This window comes from Leucobacter luti (assembly GCF_050310065.1).
GTDB lineage: Bacteria > Actinomycetota > Actinomycetes > Actinomycetales > Microbacteriaceae > Leucobacter > Leucobacter luti_B.
The window spans coordinates 3,105,008-3,124,221 of sequence record NZ_CP190007.1 but is presented as its reverse complement, the minus strand read 5'-3'; the positions used below and the strand labels follow the sequence as shown (position 1 = coordinate 3,124,221).

General features: G+C 70.1%; 20 protein-coding genes and 1 tRNA gene. 8 read left to right on the top strand and 13 right to left on the bottom strand.

All coding sequences use genetic code 11. The annotated features are described in order from the left end of the window. Positions 1–138: 138 nt before the first annotated feature. A complete protein-coding gene (locus tag ACOPJ3_RS14200; RefSeq protein WP_427869813.1) occupies positions 139–768 on the bottom strand; it encodes a CHAP domain-containing protein in 630 nt (209 codons plus the stop codon). A gap of 201 nt (positions 769–969) precedes the next feature. On the opposite strand from ACOPJ3_RS14200, the gene ACOPJ3_RS14195 reads away from it, so the two are divergent. From ACOPJ3_RS14195 to ACOPJ3_RS14175, 5 genes are all read left to right on the top strand, one after another. Next, positions 970–1,054: transfer RNA gene (locus tag ACOPJ3_RS14195), tRNA-Ser, on the top strand. 483 nt (positions 1,055–1,537) lie between these two features. Beyond that, positions 1,538–2,947 (top strand): InlB B-repeat-containing protein, encoded by a 1,410-nt coding sequence (locus ACOPJ3_RS14190; RefSeq protein WP_427869812.1) that lies wholly within the window; start codon positions 1,538–1,540, stop codon positions 2,945–2,947. Positions 2,948–3,185: 238 nt separating this feature from the next. Further along, the gene (locus ACOPJ3_RS14185) at positions 3,186–3,923 is read left to right on the top strand and encodes a TetR family transcriptional regulator C-terminal domain-containing protein (protein ID WP_427869811.1); all 738 of its coding nucleotides are present in this window, start codon (positions 3,186–3,188) and stop codon (positions 3,921–3,923) included. Next, complete coding sequence (locus tag ACOPJ3_RS14180) at positions 3,920–4,177, top strand: hypothetical protein (RefSeq protein WP_427869810.1); 258 nt, start codon at positions 3,920–3,922, stop codon at positions 4,175–4,177. Before ACOPJ3_RS14185 ends, ACOPJ3_RS14180 begins: the two co-directional genes overlap by 4 nt. A 126-nt stretch (positions 4,178–4,303) precedes the next feature. Further along, positions 4,304–4,519, top strand: coding sequence for a hypothetical protein (locus ACOPJ3_RS14175; protein ID WP_427869809.1), 216 nt, complete (start codon positions 4,304–4,306; stop codon positions 4,517–4,519). A gap of 27 nt (positions 4,520–4,546) precedes the next feature. On the opposite strand, the gene ACOPJ3_RS14170 is transcribed toward ACOPJ3_RS14175, so the two are convergent. Beyond that, a complete protein-coding gene (locus ACOPJ3_RS14170; RefSeq protein ID WP_427869808.1) occupies positions 4,547–5,782 on the bottom strand; it encodes an aminotransferase class I/II-fold pyridoxal phosphate-dependent enzyme in 1,236 nt (411 codons plus the stop codon). Between the two features lie 92 nt (positions 5,783–5,874). On the opposite strand from ACOPJ3_RS14170, the gene ACOPJ3_RS14165 reads away from it, so the two are divergent. Next, entirely contained in the window at positions 5,875–6,312 is a 438-nt protein-coding gene (locus ACOPJ3_RS14165; RefSeq protein ID WP_427869807.1) for a TIGR02611 family protein, read from the top strand. Here the strand turns inward: ACOPJ3_RS14165 and ACOPJ3_RS14160 are convergent. The 3 genes from ACOPJ3_RS14160 to upp form a co-directional block, all read right to left on the bottom strand. After that, a complete protein-coding gene (locus ACOPJ3_RS14160; protein WP_427869806.1) occupies positions 6,305–6,922 on the bottom strand; it encodes a DUF4870 domain-containing protein in 618 nt (205 codons plus the stop codon). The genes ACOPJ3_RS14165 and ACOPJ3_RS14160 overlap by 8 nt on opposite strands. A gap of 84 nt (positions 6,923–7,006) precedes the next feature. Then, positions 7,007–7,735 (bottom strand): winged helix-turn-helix domain-containing protein, encoded by a 729-nt coding sequence (locus tag ACOPJ3_RS14155; protein ID WP_427869805.1) that lies wholly within the window; start codon positions 7,733–7,735, stop codon positions 7,007–7,009. Between the two features lie 385 nt (positions 7,736–8,120). Further along, complete coding sequence (upp, locus tag ACOPJ3_RS14150; RefSeq protein ID WP_427869804.1) at positions 8,121–8,759, bottom strand: uracil phosphoribosyltransferase; 639 nt, start codon at positions 8,757–8,759, stop codon at positions 8,121–8,123. A 56-nt stretch (positions 8,760–8,815) separates the two neighbouring features. Here upp and ACOPJ3_RS14145 point away from each other — a divergent pair, with 56 nt between their 5' ends. Further along, entirely contained in the window at positions 8,816–9,271 is a 456-nt protein-coding gene (locus ACOPJ3_RS14145) for a nucleoside deaminase (RefSeq protein WP_427871240.1), read from the top strand. On the opposite strand, the gene ACOPJ3_RS14140 is transcribed toward ACOPJ3_RS14145, so the two are convergent. The 5 genes from ACOPJ3_RS14140 to ACOPJ3_RS14120 all read right to left on the bottom strand — a co-directional run bounded on the left by ACOPJ3_RS14140 (position 9,268) and on the right by ACOPJ3_RS14120 (position 14,840). Then, positions 9,268–10,455 (bottom strand): ABC transporter ATP-binding protein, encoded by a 1,188-nt coding sequence (locus tag ACOPJ3_RS14140; protein WP_427869803.1) that lies wholly within the window; start codon positions 10,453–10,455, stop codon positions 9,268–9,270. The two genes, ACOPJ3_RS14145 and ACOPJ3_RS14140, sit on opposite strands and share 4 nt — an antisense overlap. Further along, positions 10,445–11,311, bottom strand: a complete 867-nt coding sequence (locus ACOPJ3_RS14135) for an ABC transporter permease subunit (protein ID WP_427869802.1) — start codon at positions 11,309–11,311, stop codon at positions 10,445–10,447. Before ACOPJ3_RS14135 ends, ACOPJ3_RS14140 begins: the two co-directional genes overlap by 11 nt. Then, complete coding sequence (locus ACOPJ3_RS14130) at positions 11,308–12,168, bottom strand: ABC transporter permease (RefSeq protein WP_427869801.1); 861 nt, start codon at positions 12,166–12,168, stop codon at positions 11,308–11,310. Before ACOPJ3_RS14130 ends, ACOPJ3_RS14135 begins: the two co-directional genes overlap by 4 nt. A 101-nt stretch (positions 12,169–12,269) precedes the next feature. After that, complete coding sequence (locus ACOPJ3_RS14125; protein WP_427869800.1) at positions 12,270–13,412, bottom strand: ABC transporter substrate-binding protein; 1,143 nt, start codon at positions 13,410–13,412, stop codon at positions 12,270–12,272. 465 nt (positions 13,413–13,877) lie between these two features. Next, a complete protein-coding gene (locus ACOPJ3_RS14120; RefSeq protein ID WP_427869799.1) occupies positions 13,878–14,840 on the bottom strand; it encodes a cation diffusion facilitator family transporter in 963 nt (320 codons plus the stop codon). A gap of 158 nt (positions 14,841–14,998) precedes the next feature. Between ACOPJ3_RS14120 and proC the strand changes: the two genes are divergently transcribed. Beyond that, positions 14,999–15,871, top strand: a complete 873-nt coding sequence (proC, locus tag ACOPJ3_RS14115) for a pyrroline-5-carboxylate reductase (RefSeq protein ID WP_427869798.1) — start codon at positions 14,999–15,001, stop codon at positions 15,869–15,871. A gap of 33 nt (positions 15,872–15,904) precedes the next feature. Here the strand turns inward: proC and ACOPJ3_RS14110 are convergent, their stop codons facing one another. The 3 genes from ACOPJ3_RS14110 to ACOPJ3_RS14100 form a co-directional block, all read right to left on the bottom strand. Continuing rightward, on the bottom strand, positions 15,905–16,879 hold the full coding sequence (locus tag ACOPJ3_RS14110; RefSeq protein ID WP_427869797.1) for an IS481 family transposase: 975 nt from the start codon (positions 16,877–16,879) through the stop codon (positions 15,905–15,907). Between the two features lie 94 nt (positions 16,880–16,973). Next, positions 16,974–17,639, bottom strand: coding sequence for a potassium channel family protein (locus tag ACOPJ3_RS14105; protein WP_427869796.1), 666 nt, complete (start codon positions 17,637–17,639; stop codon positions 16,974–16,976). Beyond that, the gene (locus ACOPJ3_RS14100) at positions 17,632–19,005 is read right to left on the bottom strand and encodes a TrkH family potassium uptake protein (RefSeq protein ID WP_427871239.1); all 1,374 of its coding nucleotides are present in this window, start codon (positions 19,003–19,005) and stop codon (positions 17,632–17,634) included. The genes ACOPJ3_RS14105 and ACOPJ3_RS14100 overlap by 8 nt, the downstream gene beginning before the upstream one ends. Positions 19,006–19,214 lie beyond the last annotated feature (209 nt).

Below are 19,214 nucleotides of genomic sequence, written 5' to 3'. Positions count from 1 at the left end.
GTCCCGATCCGGCGCCGTCCCGCACTGCGCCGTCCGGATCCGGCGCCGTCCCCAGAAGAGTTGACCCAAAGTGACGCATTCTGCGCTCCAGGGGAGACTTTGGGTCAACTCTTTGGGGTCTTGGGGTGTCTCGGGCCCCTAGAAGCGCCAGACGACGGCCTGGAAGCCGCTCGGGGGCTTCGGGGTCCAGTTCTCGTCCTTGCTGACGAGGCCGGATCCGCCGGGGTTGTTCGACTCGATGATGGTGAAGGTGCCGTCGCCGTGCACTTCGGTGATGAGCACGGTGTGCACGCCGGTCACCCAGGAGGTGGGGGAGTCGATGTTCTCGTACTGGATCACGTCGCCCGGCTTCGCCGTGGCGAGCGTCATGCGGGTCGCGCCGTCGTAGTTCGTGACGGGATTGCCGCCGCCGCCCCAGGCGCCGCCGCCCGCGCGGATCCAGCGCTGGGCTGACATGATGCACTCGCCGGGCGCGCTCCAACCGGTGGGCCGGCTCGTGCCGACCTCACTCTCGGCGAGCTCGATGGTCTTCTTCACGTCGAAGCCGGACGGCACATCGCCGACCTCTTCGATGTGGAGCACCGACTCGATCTCGGCGCCGGCGAGCGTGTCCTCGGTCGTGCTGAGCGACTGCGAGACGGTGGCGGGCTGGATCGCAGCTGGTGCGAAGTCCTCAACCGGGGTGCTGGCTGCAGCGGGTGCCGCTCCGAAGGCGAAGGTTACTGATGCGACGAGTCCCACCACGAACGCCTTGGCAGATACTGGCACGTGAAGCCTTCCGGTTGATGAACAGAAATGAGCCCGGCCGTGACCGGGCAACCAATCCAGTATGCGTTACCGTTCTGTTACTTTCAAGTCGGGTTCCCGTTAACCGCACTTTTTCCCTGTTGGCTTGCGCGTTTTTCGATCGCGTTTCGGAGCATCGCCGCGAACCCGCTAGACTGGTGCGCGCTGGCTTCGCGCCAGTGAGGAGGATTCGCCTAGCGGCCTATGGCGCACGCCTGGAACGCGTGTTGGGTTCACGCCCTCGGGGGTTCAAATCCCCCATCCTCCGCGTCAGGCCCCTCGACTTCGGTCGGGGGGCCTTTTGCGTGCGCCGCCGCGGCGCCCCGCACCGGGTGCGGATCGGGATCCGGCGCCGCGCCCGCCCGCCCGGCGCTCGCTCGCAATTCTGCGCTCGTTCGCAAGCTTCGGGGCGTTTTCGTGTGAGCGAGCGCAGATCTCGGAGCGAGCGCAGCCGCAGCCGCGGCCGCGCCCCCCGAGCCTCAGCAAGCGCGCCGCCCGCGCGCCCCGCCGCAACCCTCGAAACACCCTGCGACCGGGTATTTGGCGGTACACCCGTCGCGGATGCAGCTGTGCTCTACAAAGCGGCGAGCCTCCGTTTGGCGGATCCCGACAGTGCGATTTTGACATCGCCAAGGGCCGGATGAGAATCGCCCCAAGCCGGGCACCTTTGGATTTTCTCTGAGGCGCCCATGACGTGCGAAGCAGCATGGCGCGGTCGACGCCCGGTCGAATCCCAGGGGGGAAACTGCTGATGGAAACGACTATTTGGGACAGGTCAGGTGGTGGGCGGCCGAGGTTCGGGCTGCGACGCGCGCTGCGCGCCGTCGGGCGGGCGGCGCTCGCAGCGGTGCTCGTGGCCGGCGCCGCGGGCGTGAGCGTCGCCGCGGCGCCGGCCGCGAACGCCGCGCCGGGGGATCCGGAGATTCCCTACAACATCACCTTCGTCTGGCACCTCGGCCCGAATTCCGCTCCGGGAAGCGAGTTCAACGACCCGCAGACGTACGTCGCGAGCGGCAGCGACGCGAACGACCCCGGGTTCGTGCCCCCGTTCGACCGGGGCTGCGGCTGGTACCAGATCGACCGGTACCGGATCACGAACGCCGAGGAGCAGGCGCTCATCGACGGGCTGCGCGAGTCCGGGATCATGACGTCGAACGTTGACGAGAAGATCGGCGTGAACTGGAGCAACGCAAACGGCGGCGGCGAGTTCTGGACCTACGAGCAGGGCGGCACCGACTGCGCCCCCGCGCCCGTCGCGCCCGCGGTGACGCAGGCCGTCTGCACCGCGCCCGGCCAGGCGACGCTCCCCCAGGTGATCCTGCCGGAGACCACGGGGATCGACTACGCGCTCGAGGGCGAGGTGGCGCAGGGTTCCACGGTCACTGTGACGGCCACACCCCGCGAAGGCTTCACGCTGTCGCCGGCCGACGGCTGGACGCTGCACCCCGACGGCACCGCGACCTGGACCACGACCCTCGACTCGGTCGACTGCGCCGAGCGCGTCGCGCCGACCGCGCCGGCGGTGACACAGGCCGTGTGCTCCGCCCCCGGCCAGGCGACCGTTCCCACGGTGACCCTGCCGGAGACGCCTGGCGTGAGCTACGCACTCTCGGGTGACGTGGTCGCTGGCGGCACCGTCACGGTCACGGCGACGCCCGACGCGGGCTACGCGCTGACCGAGGCCCAGGGCTGGATCCTGCACCCGGACGGCACCGCCACCTGGACGACGACCCTCGCGAACGTCGACTGCACGGAGCACGTCGCCCCGGTGCAGCCGGCAGTGACCCAGGCCGTGTGCGCCGCCCCCGGCAAGGCGACCGCCCCGGTCGTCACCCTGACCGAGACCGCGGGGATCGCCTACGAGCTCGCGGGCACCGTCGCGGCAGGCCAGACGGTCACCGTGACGGCGCGATCCGCCGCGGGCTACGCCCTCACGGCCGCCGACGGCTGGACCCTCGCCGCTGACGGCTCCGCCACGGCGACGATCCGCCTCGCGAGCGTCGACTGCAGCTCCGGATCCCACCCGAGCCAGCCCCGCGGCCACCTCGCGACCACGGGCGCTGACGTCGGCTCGGCCTCGATGGCGGGCCTTGCGGGCATCGCGCTCCTCGCGGCCGGCGGCGGTGCGCTCGCCCTCGCGAAGCGCAGGCGCCGCTCGTAGCGGGCGCAGCGCGGCGCAGCGCAGCGCGGCGCGGCACACAACGGGGGCGCGGATCCGGATCCGCGCCCCCTCGTGCGCCGCGCCCGGATCCGCGCCCGGATCCCCGCCCGCGCCTGAGCGTCACCCGAAAGGTGTTTGCGCCGCGGCAGATGGGGCGAGGAGAATGGATGCCTGACCGGGACTTCGCGATCACCGCAGAGCCGTGCCGGTGCACGTTGAAGGGAAGCGGGAGAGCCAAGTGGCGAATGTGGAGCAGCGTGGCGCGGATCGCCGCACAGCCGAGCGCGGGGCGCTCATCGAGGCGGCCGCCGAGGTCTTCTCCGAGACGGGCTTCGAGGGCGCGCGCCTCGGAGACATTGCGGTGCGCGCCGGTGCTGCTGCCGCCGGCACCGCTGCCGCCGGCGCCGCTCCCGGCACCGCTGCCGCCGGCGCCGCTCCCGGTGCCGCCCCCGCCGGCGCCCCTGCCGACTCCGGTGAGGGCGATGCGGGATCCCGCACCGACGCCGAGTTTGCGAGCAAGCGTCGGCTCGTGAGCGAGTTGCTCGTCACGCAGCGCGAGCGGGTGTTCGGGGTCTACGCGCGCGGCGGCCGTGCGCCCGGCGGGGCGGTCGAGCGCCTGCTGGCCATCATGGACGAGATGACGGGGCTGATCACGAGCGATCCGATCGTCCGGGCGGGTGTGCGCCTCGCGCAGAGCGGTGTCGAGGAGGTCCGAGCGGAGGCGAGGATCCCGTTCGAGGAGTGGGCGTTGCTGCTGCGCAGGCTCATTCGCGAGGGGATTGCGGAGGGCGAGGTCAGCCCGGAGATCGACGAGGATCTCGTCGTCGAGATCATCAATGAGCTGATGGTCGGTGCGCAGGTCTGCTCGGAGATCGAGGACCTCTGGGTGTCGCTCCCCGAGCGCACGCAGAGGCTGCGCCCGTTCATCGTTCGCCTGCTCAGAGGGGATGTGGTCGGGCAGGAGAGCGTCCGGTGACGAGTGAGGCGCGCAGTGCCGCCGACGGGCGTCGGCTGGGTCCCCGCGACGGCGAGGTCGGCCTCCTGGTGCTGTCGTTCTTCTTCGGCCTCATCACGGTGTTCGTCGCGGGATTCCGGATCCGCGCGTGCCGCAGGCTCGGGATCGACGCTGGCCCGGTGCTGCGCGGCGCGTTCTGGGTGAGTCTCGCGTTCGTGGTGCTGGGCGCAGTTGGGATCTGCGGCGGGGTCGTCAGTCTCGTGAACGCCTCCTGATCGCGGGTCGGCGCCACGGGTGTGACGAGCCGCGTTTCACACACATCTGTCGTCAGAGTCCAGGTTCTTTGCGCCACATCGGGCGTAGGAACTGGGATTTCGTAGACTCCGCTGTAGCATCGAAGGGTGAAAGCAGAGTACTTCCAGCGACTTCCCGAATCAGTTCAGAAGCTGGTGACCGACGGACTCGACGCCGAGGTCGAGGCATCGCTCGCTCGCATCAGCGAGGAGAAGGCGAGCGCCACGCCCGACGCCGTGCAAATCGCCTTCCTCGAGGGCGACGTCCTGCAGGCCACCAAGCTCTCGACACACTTCACGGGGCGCAGCGCAGACCAGCGGTGAGCGCGGGGCGCGCCGCGCAGGGGCTGGTCACGCGGATGCTGACGCCGCCCCGCGCTGCAGCGCGCCCAGCCGCTCCACCGCCGTGCGCAGCGTCTCGGGATCCTTCACGAACGTGAAGCGCACCCACGAGGCGAGCTGCGCCGCGGCCTCCGAGCCCTCCCGGCAGAACGCCGCGAGGGGCACGCACGCGACCCCTGCGGCGCCAGGCAGCCAGCGCGCGAACGCCGCCCCGTCCGCGACCTCCTCCGTGAGGAATGGCGACGCGTCGGCGCACACAAAGTAGGTGCCGCGCGGCACGACGAGCCCGAATCCGGCTTCCCGCAGGCCCCGGATCAGGAACTCCCGGCGCTCGTCGAGCGAGTCCCTGAGGGCGGCGACGTCGGCGTCGCCCTCGGCGAGCGCCCGCGCGATCGCGGGCTGGAAGGGCGCGCCGCCCGAATACGTGAGGTACTGCTTCACCGCGAGCGCCGCCTCGATGAGCTGTGCCGGCCCGCACATCCAGCCGATCTTCCACCCGGTCAGCGAGAAGGTCTTGCCAGCGGACGAGAGCGTGAGCGTGCGCGCGCGCATCCCAGGCAGCGTCGCGATCGGGGTGTGCTCGGCGCCGTCGAAGGTGAGGTGCTCGTACACCTCGTCCGTCACGACGACCGCGTCCGAGCGCTCGGCCGCGGCCGCGATGGCCGCGAGCTCGTCGCCCGTGAGCACGGTCCCCGTCGGGTTGTGGGGCGAGTTCACGAGGATCACACGCGTCCGCTCGCCCACGGCGGCATCGAGCGCGGCGAGGTCGAGCGCGAAGCCGCCGCCGCGCGGCACGAGCGGCACCGTCACCTGCGTTGCGCCGGAGAGTGCGATCACGGCGGCGTACGCGTCGTAGAAGGGCTCGATCGTCACGACCTCGTCGCCGGGGCCGGTGAGCGCGAGGATCGCGGCCGCGAGCCCCTCGGTGGCACCCGCCGTCACGAGGACCTCGGTCGCGGGATCGAACTCGAGCCCGTAGTGCCGCGCCTGGTGCGCGGCGATCGCCTCCCGCAGCTCCGGGATCCCGAGCCCGGGCGGGTACTGGTTCGCGCCGCCCCGGATCGCGGCGACCGCGGCCTCGCGGATCCACTCGGGCCCGTCCTCATCGGGGAAGCCCTGGCCGAGGTTTGCGGCTCCCGTCGCGCGGGCGAGCGCCGTCATCTCGGCGAAGATCGTGGGCCGCGTGCGGCCATCCGGGGCGATGAGGCCCGCGGCCTCGGATACGGCGCGCCAGCGTTCAGTCATGACCCAAGTCTAGGAGCGCGGCCGCCGCTTCTCACGGGTGGTGCCCACAAAACCTCTGGGGTATTTCCAGTTCCGGGACGTATTCTCGGACCATGACGGACCCGTACGCGCACGACCCGTACGCCGACGACGCGGCGAAAGCCCACCGGCTGGGCCGCGGCGTCGCGGCGTTCATGGGTCGCTGGCGCGGCGCGATCCGGCGCAGGCCGTGGCTCAACACCGTCTACAAGGTGCTCGTCACGGCGCTCGGGATCGCGATCGTCGTGATCGGTCTCATCCTCGTGCCGCTGCCGGGGCCCGGCTGGCTCATCGTCTTCGTCGGGCTCACGCTGCTCGGCACGGAGTACCACTGGGCGCGCAGGCTCCTCGGGTGGCTCAGGCGCGTGCTCGCCCGGTTCTGGGAGCGCTGGAACGCGTGGCGAGCGGCCAGGAAGGCCGCCCGGGAGGAAGCTGGCCGCGGATCCGGCGCAGACACGCGAAAGGGCCCGAGCCGTAGCTCGAGCCCTCGCGCGATCTCGCGGGTTACTTGACCAGCGGGATGTTGAAGATGAAGCCGGGCTGCTCTCCGCGGCGGTAGGCGTCGGGCGCCTTGACCGCTGCGATGATGTGGAACACGAACAGCACGACCGAGCCGATCCAGAGGATCGCGCCCAGGATCCACCCGACGTAGGGGATCAGCATGAGGATGTAGGTCGCCACGACGACCATGACCCGCAGCAGCGAGAAGTTCAGGTTGTCGCGGTGGTAGGCGTAGGCCTGCGCGTTGCCCTTGTCCTTCTCGATGATGTAGAAGATGAGGGCCGGGATCCAGGTGAAGAACACCGAGAGCCAGTAGTTGAGCGTGATGGTGCTCGCCGGATCAGTGGTCGGCTGGGCGTAGCCCTGCGGCGGGACCTGGCCTGCGCCGGGAGGCGGGGTCTGGTAGCCGCCTGCCGGCGGTGCCTGGTACCCGCCCGCGGGAGGAGTCTGGGCCGCGGGGGGCGGGGTCTGGTACTGGGGCTGCGCCGGCTGCTGCGGCGGAACCGGAGGCTGGGGGGCCTGTGGGGCGGCCGGCGGCGGGGTCTGCGCCTGGGGCTGATCGGGCGAGGGCTGGTCGCCAGTCGCCTGACCGTCCTGGCCCTCGGGGGGCAGCGTCGTCATCTCGGTCTCCTTCTCGATATTTCCGTTCCCTATGAACCTACATCAGCAAGTCTCGTGGGGAAAGAAGCGGAATCGGTGCTTTGCCTAGAAAACGTCCGGGCTGGGCCCGGCCGAGTGCAGGATCGCGACGTCGGCGTGCCGGTCGAAGCGGTAGCCCGTGCCGCGCACCGTACGAACAATGTCCTGATACTGAGCAAGTTTCACGCGCAGGCGACGGACGTGGACGTCGATCGTGCGCTCGCTCGGCACCTCGTCGTCGGAGGCCTCGCTCCACAGCGAAGAAATGATCTCCTCGCGGCTGATCGTGCGTCCCTCGCGGAGCACCAGGTACTGCAGCAGCTCGAACTCGCGGAACGTGAGTGCCGCGGGCACGTTGTCAAGGAGTACCCGCTTGCGCGACAGATCGAGGATGACCCCGCTCGCGGCGCGATCCTTCTCTTCGGCCTCGTGCTGCTTCTGGCGGGCGTGCGCCGCCGGGTCGCCGAGCGCGAGGCGCACGACCTCGACGTCGCTGCCGCCCGTGCCCTCCGGGGCGAGCGCGACGGCCGCGTAGGTCTCCGCCGCCGGGGCGAGCTGCGCGACCAGCTGCTTGATCTTCGTGACGATCGTGCCGAGGCGGGAATCGCCGTCCGCGATCTTGTCGTCGGCGAGGCCGACATAGAGGGCGAAGCCGCGCACCTCGGTGCCCTCGGGCACGTTGCGCTCGGGCGCGGTCTCGCGGGGGAGTGCGGCCGTGAGGTCGGGGCGGGCGGCCGCGAGAGTCTGGGGTGCGGAAGTCGTGGTGGTTGCGGTGAGCTGCGTCGTTGCGTTCATGATGATGATTCCTCGGGTGCTGTGCTCCGCGCGGAGACGCGGAGTGCGGCCGATCCTCGCGGCTTGCGGGTGCGCGAGTGAGAAGCGATCTCGGTGAGACCGGCCAGAAATGTGCGGTGCGGGATCCGGATCAGGGCCGGATGCCGCGAGAGTTACCGACGCGGAGAGGTCGGTGCGAGAAGACGGATCGTGATTGCGATCACATGCACATTCGACAGCGCATGACACCCCGACCGGCCATCATCATGCCGGTCTGCCCAATGTTCACCTCGAAGGCGGACTGGGTGCGAATGGTCTCATGCATGCTGCTCAGCAAAGCACACGGCGTCACAGTGTGTCAAGCGGGAATTTCAGATCCCGTGCAGATCGCGCGGGAACACGGGCCTCAGTGGTCGACGGTGCCGTACAGTCGGTCGCCCGCGTCGCCGAGGCCGGGCACGATGTAGGCGTGCTCGTCGAGGCCCTCGTCGAGGGCGCCGAGCACGAGCGTCACGTTGCGGTCGCCCGCGGCCTGCTTGATGGCCTCGACGCCCTCGGGGGTGCCGAGCACGCAGATCGCGGTCACGTCGTCCGCGCCGCGCGCGAACAGAAACTCGATCGCCGCCGCGAGCGAGCCGCCCGTCGCGAGCATGGGATCGAGCACGAAGCACTGGCGTCCGGCGAGCGAGTCGGGGAGGCGCTCGGCGTAGGTCGTGGGCTCGAGGGTCTCCTCGTCGCGCACCATGCCGAGGAAGCCGACCTCCGCGGTCGGCACGAGCTTCACCATGCCCTCGAGCATGCCGAGGCCGGCGCGCAGGATCGGGACGATGAGCGGTAGCGGCTCGCTCAGGCGCACGCCCGTGGTGGGGGCGACGGGGGTCTCGATCTCGTGCGGCTCGACACGCACCTCGCGCGTCGCCTCGTACGCGAGCAGGGTCATGAGCTCCTCGATGAGGAGCCGGAACGTCGGCTGCGGCGTCTTCGCGTCGCGGAGCACCGTCAGCTTGTGGGTGATCAGGGGATGGTCCGCAACGAAAACTCGCATGGAACTATCCTATTCCCGTGTCGACCATCCCTCCATCACCAGCCGACGATGCCGCGATGCTGCTGGCGCTCGCGGCGGCCCGCGAGGCTGCCGCGGCCGGTGAGATCCCGGTCGGCGCGGTGATCCTGGGCCCCGCCGGCGACGTGATCGGCGCGGGGCGAAACGCCCGGGAGGCGGTTCCGGATCCGACGGCGCACGCCGAGGTGCTCGCGATCCGGGAGGCGGCGGCCGCGCTCGGCGACCGGATCCTGGACGGCTGCACGCTCGTCGTGACGCTCGAGCCGTGCGCCATGTGCGCCGGCACGATCCTCGCGGCCCGGCTGCCGCGCGTCGTGTTCGGGGCGTGGGACGAGAAGGCGGGCGCCGTCGGCAGCGTCTACGATCTGCTGCGCGACGGCCGCCTCCCGCACCCCGTGCCCGAGGTCGTCGCGGGGGTGCGAGAGGAAGCCTGCGCGGCGCTGCTGCGCGAGTTCTTTGAGCAGCGCCGCGGGCCTCACGCCGAGCGCGGTTAGGGCCGCGGGGCGACCGTCACCGGCTCGGGCGCGAACGAGACCTCAACGGGCTCGCCCGCATGGAACTGGGTCTCGGAGCCGTGCTGGGCGGCGAGCTCAGAGCCGTCGGCGAACTGCACGACGGTGCGCCTGATCGGCCCGAGGAAGCCACTCGACACGACCGTCGCGCGGCGCTCGTCGCCGCTCGATCCGGATCCGGATCCGGACCCCGCGCGCGGCGCGAGCCGCACGTGCTCGGGCCGCACGTACGCCGTCACCCGGGCGCCCGAGACGCCGCTCGATGCGGCGGCCGGCTCGGCGAGCACGGGGAGCACGGCCCCGCGCACGAGCACGCGCCCGCTCTGCAGGGTCGCGTCGATCTGGTTCGACAGCCCGACGAAGTCGGCGACGAAGGCCGAGCGCGGTCGGCGGTACAGGTCCTCGGGGGTGCCGAGCTGCGCGATCCGGCCGCCCTCCATGACGGCGACGCGATCGGAGATCGCGAGCGCCTCCTCCTGGTCGTGCGTCACGAACACGGTCGTGATCCCGAGCTCCGTCTGGATCCCGCGGATCTGCTCGCGCAGGCGCACGCGGACCTTCGCGTCGAGCGCGGAGAGCGGCTCGTCGAGGAGGAGCGCGCGGGGCCGCGTCACGAGGGCGCGGGCGAGCGCGACGCGCTGCTGCTGACCGCCCGAGAGCTCGTGCGGGAAGCGGGAGGCGAGGCCCGAGAGGCCGACGACGTCGAGCATCTCGGCGACGCGGCGCGCCCGCTCCTCGCGCGGCACGCGGCGCATGCCGAGGCCGAACTCCACGTTCTTCGCGGCCGTCAAGTGCGGGAACAGGGAGTACTGCTGGAACACCATGCCGATGTCGCGGCGGTTCACGGGCACCTGCGTGACGTCCTGGCCGCCGATCTCGATGCTGCCGCCCGTCACGGACTCGAGGCCCGCGATGCAGCGGAGCGCCGTCGTCTTGCCGCAGCCCGAGGGGCCGAGCAGGCAGACGAGCTCGCCGGGCGCGAGCTCCAGGTCGACGCCGTGCAGCACGGTCGTCGCGCCGTAGGCCTTCGTGACGCCCGCGAGGCGGAGTGCGGAGCGGGATCCGGGGCCGGACGCGAGGCCGGATCCGGATCCGGATCCGGGCGCCGCCTGCTCGGCCGCGCCGAGCGCGCTGGATCCTCGTCGGTACTGGGGTTCAACGGGCATTCGTGGCCTCCTTGGGAAGCGTGGGTTCGGGCGCGGGATCGGTCTCGGGCCTGCGGCGGCGCGTGCGGCCGGTCCCCGTGATGAGGAGCAGCACGAGGAAGGCGCCGATGAGCGAGAGCAGAGAGACGGCGACCGCGACGAACGGGTCGGATTTCGAGACCTGCAGGAGCGCGGTCTGCAGGGTGATGCGGTTGAGGAGCGAGGAGACCGTGAACTCGCCGAGCACGATCGCGACCGTGAGGAGCGAGGCGGCGAGGAGCCCCCTGCGCACCCCTGGTGCGATGACCCGGGCGAGCACCGTGCCCCAGCCGGCGCCGAGCGTGCGCGCGGCCTCGGCGCGCACCCGGGCGTCGCTCCCCGCGAGATCCGAGTTGATGGCCCGGTAGGCGAACGGGAGCACGAGCACGCCGTAGGCGAGGCTCAGGGTCCAGATCCCGGATCCGAAGGTCGTCCCGATCACGCGGTAGATCGGCGCGAAGCCGACGACGAGCACGATCGCGGGGATCGCGATCGGCAGCACCGTGAGGAAGTCGAGCGCGCGCTCGAGCCGCGGGAAGCGCAGGTGCACGAGCACGATCGTGGGGAAGAACAGCACGAGCACGAGCACGAGGGTGAGGCCCGCGAGCAGGAACGAGTTGCCGATGCCCTGGAACAGGGTGCGGTAGCCGCGAGCCTGCTCGGGGTCGAAGAGCGCGGCCCAGTGGTCGAGGCCGTAGCCGCCCGTCGTGCGGCGCAGCGTGAACTCGAGCATCGCGAGGAGCGGGATCAGGAAGAGTCCGCCGATCACCGCGATCACGGCGTAGGCCGCTGGCTTGGACGGGCGACCGGGGGTCTTGGCCCGCACGCCGCGGCTCATCGCTGCCACCTCGCCGCGCGCGCCATGAGGCGGCCGTAGGCGAGCATCACGACCGTCATCACGACGATCATGCCGAGGGCGAGCACGCCGGCCGAGCCGGTGTCGCCCGCGCCCGTCTCGCCGATGAGCGCCGCCCGGATCTGCAGCGGCACGATCTGGGCGCCCTGGCTGATGAGCGCGGCCGCCGTCGCGTACGCCGAGAACGCGTTCGCGAAGAGCAGCAGCAGGGAGCCGAGGAACGCGGGCGCCAGCACGGGGAGGCCAACGCGGAACCAGTAGGCGGCGCTCGAGCCGCCGAGCGTCGCGACCGCCTCTGCCCAGTCGGGCTTGAGCGCGGACACCGCGGGGAGGAACGTGATCACCATGAGCGGGATCTGGAAGTACAGGAACGGCAGGATGAGGCCCGGCAGCTCGTAGAGCCAGACGCCGTCGGCAAAGATGTCGATCCCGAGCCGATCCCGCAGGAAGACGGTCACGACGCCCTGGATGCCGATCGTCGCGATGAAGGCGAAGGCGAGCATGACGCCGCCGAACTGGGCGAGCACGGAGCTCGCGGAGTCGACCGCGCGGCGCAGCGGCCCGCCCTCGGGGAGCGCCGCGAGGGCCCAGCACAGGACCGCGCCGATGACGGCGCCGAGGAGCGCCGTGAGGGCGCTCACCCAGACGCTCGCCCAGAACGCGGCGAGCGTCGTGGGAGACGCGAGCTCGGAGAGGCGGGCCAGGGTGAAGCCCTGCTGGCCGAAGAAACCGCTCGCGATGGCGAGCACGGTCGGCACGGCGAGGAACAACAGAACGTAGGCGGCGAACGGCGCGAGGCCGAGGGCCGGGAGGAGTTTTCGCGAGGTGCGAGGGGGCACAGGGAACCCTTCGGTGGAGAGTGGTGATGGCGGGAACGCGTGGGGGCGGGATCGACGCCGTGCCGATCCCGCCCCCACGGTTCGTCTTGCTTGCTGAGCGGCTACTTGACCGCTGCGGCCCAGCGCTCGCCGAGGAGCTTGTTGGCGGCCTCGACCTGCTTCGGGTCGGGGCTGATCCAGTCGGCGCTGTCGGTGCCGAAGGTGGCCTGCTCGATGAGCTTGTCGTCGACCGCGCCGGACTCCTTCAGCGCGTCGATCCGCACGGGGACCGCGTTCGCCTCGAGGAAGATGGTCTGCACCTCGTCGGAGTAGATCCACTCCTGCCACAGGCGGGCGGCGGCCGGGTGCGGCGCGTCCTTGTTGATCGCCTCGTTGTAGAACGAGACGTAGGTTGCGCCGGGGAGCACGGTCGTCTTCCAGCTCGGCTTGTCGGCGGCGGCCGCGACGTTGTTGTACGACCAGTCGAAGACGGCGGGGGTCTCGCCCGAGGCGATCGTGGCCGGGGTCGGGTCGAGCGTCAGGAAGTTGCCCGCCGCGCGGAGCTTCGCGACGAAGTCGACGCCGGGGCCGAAGTCCTCGACGCCGCCGCCCGAGAGCGCCGAGAGCCAGCCGACGGCCGCGAAGGCGGCGCCCGCCTGCGTCGGGTCGCCGTTCAGGGCGACCGCGCCGCGGTACTTGTCGCCGAGCAGATCGTCGAGCTTCTTCGGGTCGGGCAGCTTGTCGGAGTCGTAGCCGATCGACATGATCCCGGAGTAGTTGTTGACCCAGAGGCCCGTCTTCTCCTTGTTCGCGTCGGGGATCTCGTCCCACTTCTCGACCTGGTACGGCGCGAAGTGGTCGAGGCTGTCGAGCGCGACGGCCGCGCCGAGGTCGAAGACGTCGGGGGCGGTGTCCTGGCCCTTGAGGTTCTCGGCGGCCTGGATCTCCTCGGCGCTCGAGATGTCGGGGGAGGCGGAATTCACCGTGATCCCGTACTTGTCCTCGAAGCCGGCCTTGATCTCGCCGTAGTTCGTCCAGTCGTCGGGGAGGGCGATGACGTTGAGCTGGCCCTCCTTCTTGGCCGCCTCGACGAGGGCGTCCATGCCGCCGAAGTCCTCGGCGCTCGTCGCCGTCGCGGCGTCGACGCCGTCTCCGGATCCGGATCCCGAACCCCCTGATCCGGACGCGCAGGAGACGAGCGTCCCGCCGAGGAGGAATGCGGTTGCGACGAGTGTCGCGGAGCGCAGCAGAGCGCGTGAAGTCACGGTGTTCCCTTCGAAAGTGAGAAGGATCGCCAGTGGGCCGAGGGCGCCGTCGGGGGCGCCGATCCGTCAGACAACGCTAGGGAGCGCGCGTAGCGCGGTGGGGTGCCCCGGGTTTACGGAAGGTGAACGATGCATGAGGCATCGGCTGGATCTGTGTGGCCGCTATTGGGTGTGCGTGCGGGTGCTGTTGGGGCGCTGGCGCGGGGCGCTCTGCGCTCGCTCCGAGTTCTGCGCTCGCTCAGTTGTTTTGGCCCCGGATCGTAGGAACGAGCGCAGATTGCGGAGGGAGCGCTGGTGCGCCCGCGCGCCCGTGCCCCGGCCACAGCGCGCGTGGGCGCCGGGGCCTTGGGCCCGCCCCCTGCACTGGCTCCGAGTTCTGCGCTCGCTCAGTTGTTTTGGCCCCGGATCGTAGGAGCGAGCGCAGATTGCGGAGCGAGCGCCGCGGCGCACCCGCGCGGGGAACCCCTAGTCGCTCGAGAGCATCACGATCGAGCTCGTGGTGGGCTGCGTCGCGTTGGGGTCGAGGTAGATGTCCGGCTCGATGTAGATGATGCGGGCGGCGGGCACGGCGTCCCGGATCCGGCGCTCGGCGAGGTTCACGATGGCCGAGATCTCGCTCATCATCTTCGTCGGGGCGACGTCGACCTTCGCGCCGACCATGAACTCGTCCGGCCCGAGGTAGAGGGTCTTCATGTGGATGATGCGGCCGATGTCCTTGGAGTCGAGCAGCGCCTTCTCGATCTTCGCGACGTCCTCGTCGCTCGCGCCCTCGCCCACGAGCAGGCTTTTTACCTCGACGCCGACGATGATCGCGACGCCGACGAGCAGGACGCCGATCGCGATCGTCGCGATCCCGTCGTAGAGGCCGTTGCCGGTGAGGGCGGTGAGGCCGACGCCGAAGAGCGCGAGCACGAGGCCGGTGAGCGCCGCGAGGTCCTCGAGCAGCACGACGGGCAGCTCGGGCGCCTTCGAGCGGCGGATGAACTGCACCCAGGTCGAGTCGCCCTTGTGCGGGCGGCTCTCCTTGATCGCGGTGCGCAGCGAGAAGCTCTCGAGCGCGATCGCGATGACGAGCACGAGGATCGGCAGCCACCACACCTCGAGCGGGTGCGGGTTCCGGATCTTCGAGACGCCCTCGTAGATGGAGAACACGCCGCCGACGGAGAAGAGCACGATCGCGACCACGAACGCGTAGACGTATCGGACCCGCCCGTAGCCGAAGGGGTGCTCCTTGTCGGCGCGCTGCTGGGCGCGCTTGCCGCCGAGCAGGAGGAGGAGCTGGTTGCCCGAGTCGGCAAGGGAGTGCACGCCCTCCGCGAGCATCGAGGATGATCCCGAGAACGCCCACGCGATGAACTTCGTGATCGCGATGCCCATGTTCGCCAGGAAGGCCGCGATGATCGCCTTCCCGCCGCCTGTCGCGCTCATGCCGATTGCCTCCCGAAGACCGCACTGACTGTCTGCTGCCGCTCAGTCTACGCGGCGGGGCATGCGTCGCGGGGGACTCGCCGCGCCGGATCCCCGCAACTTGATGACTGCACTGCGGCCAGGGATCCGCCCCGATGGCCGCACATACACTGGAGGGCATGAGCGCTCAGAACGACCTGACCACGGAATCCGCAGCGGCGCTGCCGCGCACCACCATGATCGGCACGGGATCGATGGGGGGCGCGATCCTGCAGGGGCTGCGCGACCCCGGGGTCGCGATCGAGCGGCCCATCGTCGTGACGACGAAGAGCGCGGCGAGCGCGGCGAAGTTCGACGGCGCGGACGACATTGACGCGCGTTCGGCGGAGGCGGATCCCGAGGCGAATCGGCGCGCGGTGCGCGGCGCTGGGGTCGTGATCCTCGCGGTGAAGCCGTGGATGATGCGCGACGTCGTGCGCGAGATCGCCGCCGCGCTGGAGCCGGGAACGATCCTCGTGAGCGTCGCCGCCGGCGTGCCGAGCGCGGCGATCGAGGAGGCACTGGGCGACGCCGCGGGCGTCGCGGTCGTGCGTGCGATGCCGAACACCCCCTCATTCATCGGCCGCGGTGTCACGGGCATCGCGCCGGGCAGCTCGGCGGGTGACGCGGAGCTCGAGCTCGTGCGCCGCCTGTTCGAGACTGTCGGCGATGTGCTCATCGTGCGCGAGGATCAGATCAACGACATCGCGGCGGTCTCCGGATCCGGGCCCGCCTACCTCTTCCTTTACGCCGAGGAGATGCAGGCGGCCGCCGAGCGCCTCGGATTCACCGCGGAGCAGGCGAAGACGCTCGTGCAGGGCACGATCTCCGGCGCGGCCGAGCTCATGGTGCGCAGCGACGACGATCCCGCGCAGCTGCGCCGCAATGTGACGAGCCCGAAGGGCACGACCGAGCGCGCGGTCGAGGTGCTGCAGGGCGCGGATCTCGGCGAGCTCTTCGACCGGGCGCTCCGCGCGAACGTGCAGCGCTCGGAGGAGCTCGAGGCGGAGTAGCCCGAGCGGGAAGGGCGGGCCGCGGCCCGCCGGCTAGCTGTACTGACCTCGACCGTTGTTGACTCGGTCGATGGGAGTTTGGCCGTCGATGCCGAGGTGAGCTCTGTCTAGGTTGTAGTAGTCCAGCCAGGCCGTCAACCCTGCTCTGCGTTCGTCGTTAGAAGCCCAGGGCCTCGCGTATGCCCATTCAGTCGCGAGGGTGCGGTTGAGGCGTTCGACTTTCCCGTTGGTCCAGGGACAGTGCGGGCGAATGAACCGGTGCTGAATACTGTGCTGGGTGATGATGTCCCTGAACGCGGCGGAGTGCCGGTACGCGAACGCGTTATCGCTGATGACACGCTCAACACGTACCCCGAGCGACGCGTAGAACCCGATGGCGCGTTCAAGGACACCGGCCGCGGTCACGCCTTTCTCATCGTCGTGGATCTCGGCATACGCGACACGAGAGTGGTCATCGATCACGGTGTGGACGTAGTCGTACCCTTGTCCTCGTTTCCGGTTCGGGCGTTCGCTGCGCCCATGGAGCCGCCACCCACCGCCGTCAGGGATACGGCCGAGCTTCTTCACATCGATATGGATCAACGACCCCGGATACTCGTGTTCGTATCGGTTCGCGGACCGTCGTTCCGCACGGATCCTGATCCCAGTCACAGGATCAAGTTCACGTAACAACGGGGTGTGATGGCGACGCAGCACCCGCCCGACTGTCGAGGCGTGCATGCCGAGCTTGCCCGCGATGAATACCGGGCCACGCCTGGTGAGCGCGCGCATGATCCGCACCCGGGTCTCCATGCATCCGGGCGTACGCCGCGGATGCGACCTGGCCGCACTCGACCGATCCCGTAATCCCGCAACCCCGGCCTCCTGGAACCTGCGCCACCACCGCCACGCAGTCGTGCGCGAGACTCCCATCTCCAAGGCAACATGAGCGACCGGCCGACCCGATTGAATGCGTTGGACCAGGATCAATCTACCGGCAGGAGCGAGCCGGGCATTAGCGTGAGACATGAGAGACCTTCGTTTGAACGAGCAGGGGAACTAGACAGCTCCAACTCGACAACGAAGGTCTCTCCTATGTCAACAACCCTCCGGGTCAGTACAGCTAGCCGATCGCGGCGAAGCGCTCCACGTCGGAGGCGGTGCCCGACACGATGATGAGGTCGTGCGGGGAGATCACGGTCTCCTGCGTCGCGTGCGTGAACGGCTGGCCCGGCGTCTTCACGCCGACGACCGTGACCCGGTAGCGGGTGCGCACGCCGCTCTCGGAGAGCGAGCGGCCCCGGATCGAGCGCGGCGGGTACATCTTCGCGATGACGTAGTTATCGTCGAACTGGATGAAGTCGAGCATGCTGCCGCTCAGGAGGTGCGCGACGCGCTCGCCGGCCTCCCGTTCGGGGTAGATGACGTGGTTCACGCCGATCCGCTCGAGGATCTTGCCGTGCGAGAGCGAGATCGCCTTCGCCCAGATCTGGGGCACGCCGAGGTCGACGAGGTTCGCGGCGATGAGCACGCTTGCCTCGATCGAGGCGCCCGTCGCGACGACCGCGATCTGGAACTCCTCCGCGCCGATCTGGCGGAGGGCCTCCATTGAGCGGGCGTCGGCCTGCACGGCGTGCGTGACGCGATCCGCCCACTTCTGCACGAGCTGCGGGTCGGTGTCGACGACGAGCACCTCGCGGTCCTGGCGGTCGAGCTGACCGGCGGTCGCGGCGCCGAAGCGCCCGAGGCCGATCACGAGGACGGGGGCGTCATTTCGAATATCAACCAACGATCGGCCTTTCTTCGGGGAATCGGTAGAGCCTGGAGCGGCTCGTCGCTGCGACGGCCGCCGCGAGCGTCACGGTGCCGACGCGGCCGGCCCACATGGTCGCGGCGAGGATGACCTTGCCGCCGTCCGGGAGGTTTGCAGAGAGATCCGTCGAGAGGCCGCACGTGCCGAAGGCCGAGATGACCTCGAAGAGCACGATGTCGAGCGGCTCCTTCGTCATGTGCAGCAGGGCGACTGTGGAGGCGAGCACGATCGTCGCGCCCCAGATCAGGATCGAGACCGACACGCGGAGCACCTCGTTCGGGATGCTCCGCCCGAACGCCTGCACGTCCTTATAGCCGCGCGCCTCCGCGTAGGCGGCGAGGAAGAGCACCGCGATCGTCGTCACCTTGATGCCGCCGGCGGTCGAGGCCGATCCGCCGCCCACGAACATGAGCATGTCCATGACGAGGAGGGTGGAGCCGTTCATCTCGGTGGGGTTGATGATCCCGAGCCCGCCGGATCGCGTCATGACCGACATATAGAGGGAACTGAAGAGGGTCTGCCCCGTGTCCTGCGCGCCAAGGGTCGACGGGTTGTTCCACTCGAGGGCCGTGATCGCGAGCCAGCCGAAGACGACGAACACGAGGGTCGTGGTGAGGGTCAGCTTCGCGTGCAGTCCGAGGCGCTTGTGCGCCCGCCAGCCGCCGCCCGTCACGTAGCGGTACAGGGCGAAGATCACGGGGAAGCCGATTGCGCCGAGGAACACCCCGATCCCGAGCATGCTGAGCAGGTAGACGTCGGTCTCGTACGGCCCGAGTCCGCCGGGCAGCGGCACGAAGCCCGTGTTCGTGAAGGCGGAGGCCGCGAGATAGAAGGAATTCCAGAGCGCGTGCCAGAAGTCGTAGCCGGCGGCCATGAGGCGCGGGGTGATGAGCGCGGTGAGCGCGAGCTCGATCACGATGAGGCTCGTCGCGACGGCCCCGAGCAGCCCGCCGATCTCGCCGAGGCCGACCGCCTGGCTCTCGGAGACGTCGCGGCCCATGCGCATGGGGTTCGTGTCGCCGGCCGCGAGCAGGCGCTGGCGCAGGCCGAGCCGGCGCGTGACCGTCAGGCCGAGGATGCTCGCGAGGGTGAGCACGCCGATGCCGCCGATCTGGATGCCCGCGAGGATCACCAGGTCACCGAAGAGGGACCAGTGCGTCGCCATGTCCACGGTCGAGAGCCCCGTGACGCAGATCGCGGAGACGGCGGTGAAGAGCGCGTCGGCGAGCGGCGTGATCTCGCCGGATCGGCTCGCGAACGGGAGCGAAAGCAGCACCGTCCACAGCATGATGAGCGCGGAGAAGACGAGGAGCGCAAAGCGTGCGGGAGAGGAGTGGATCATGGCGCTGATCCACGACTTCTGCGAGAGCTGGCCGGTCGCCCGGCCGCTCGCGGCTCGTGCCCTCACGGGTCCTTCTTTCTAGCGGCTGAAGAGCAGGGCTTTCGGCCACGGCTCGAAGGTACATGCTACACAGCCGCGGTTCGCCTCGAAACCTCACGGCGACCCCTTGCGAACCGCTATCCGGAGGAATACTGGGCGCAAAGCGCCGA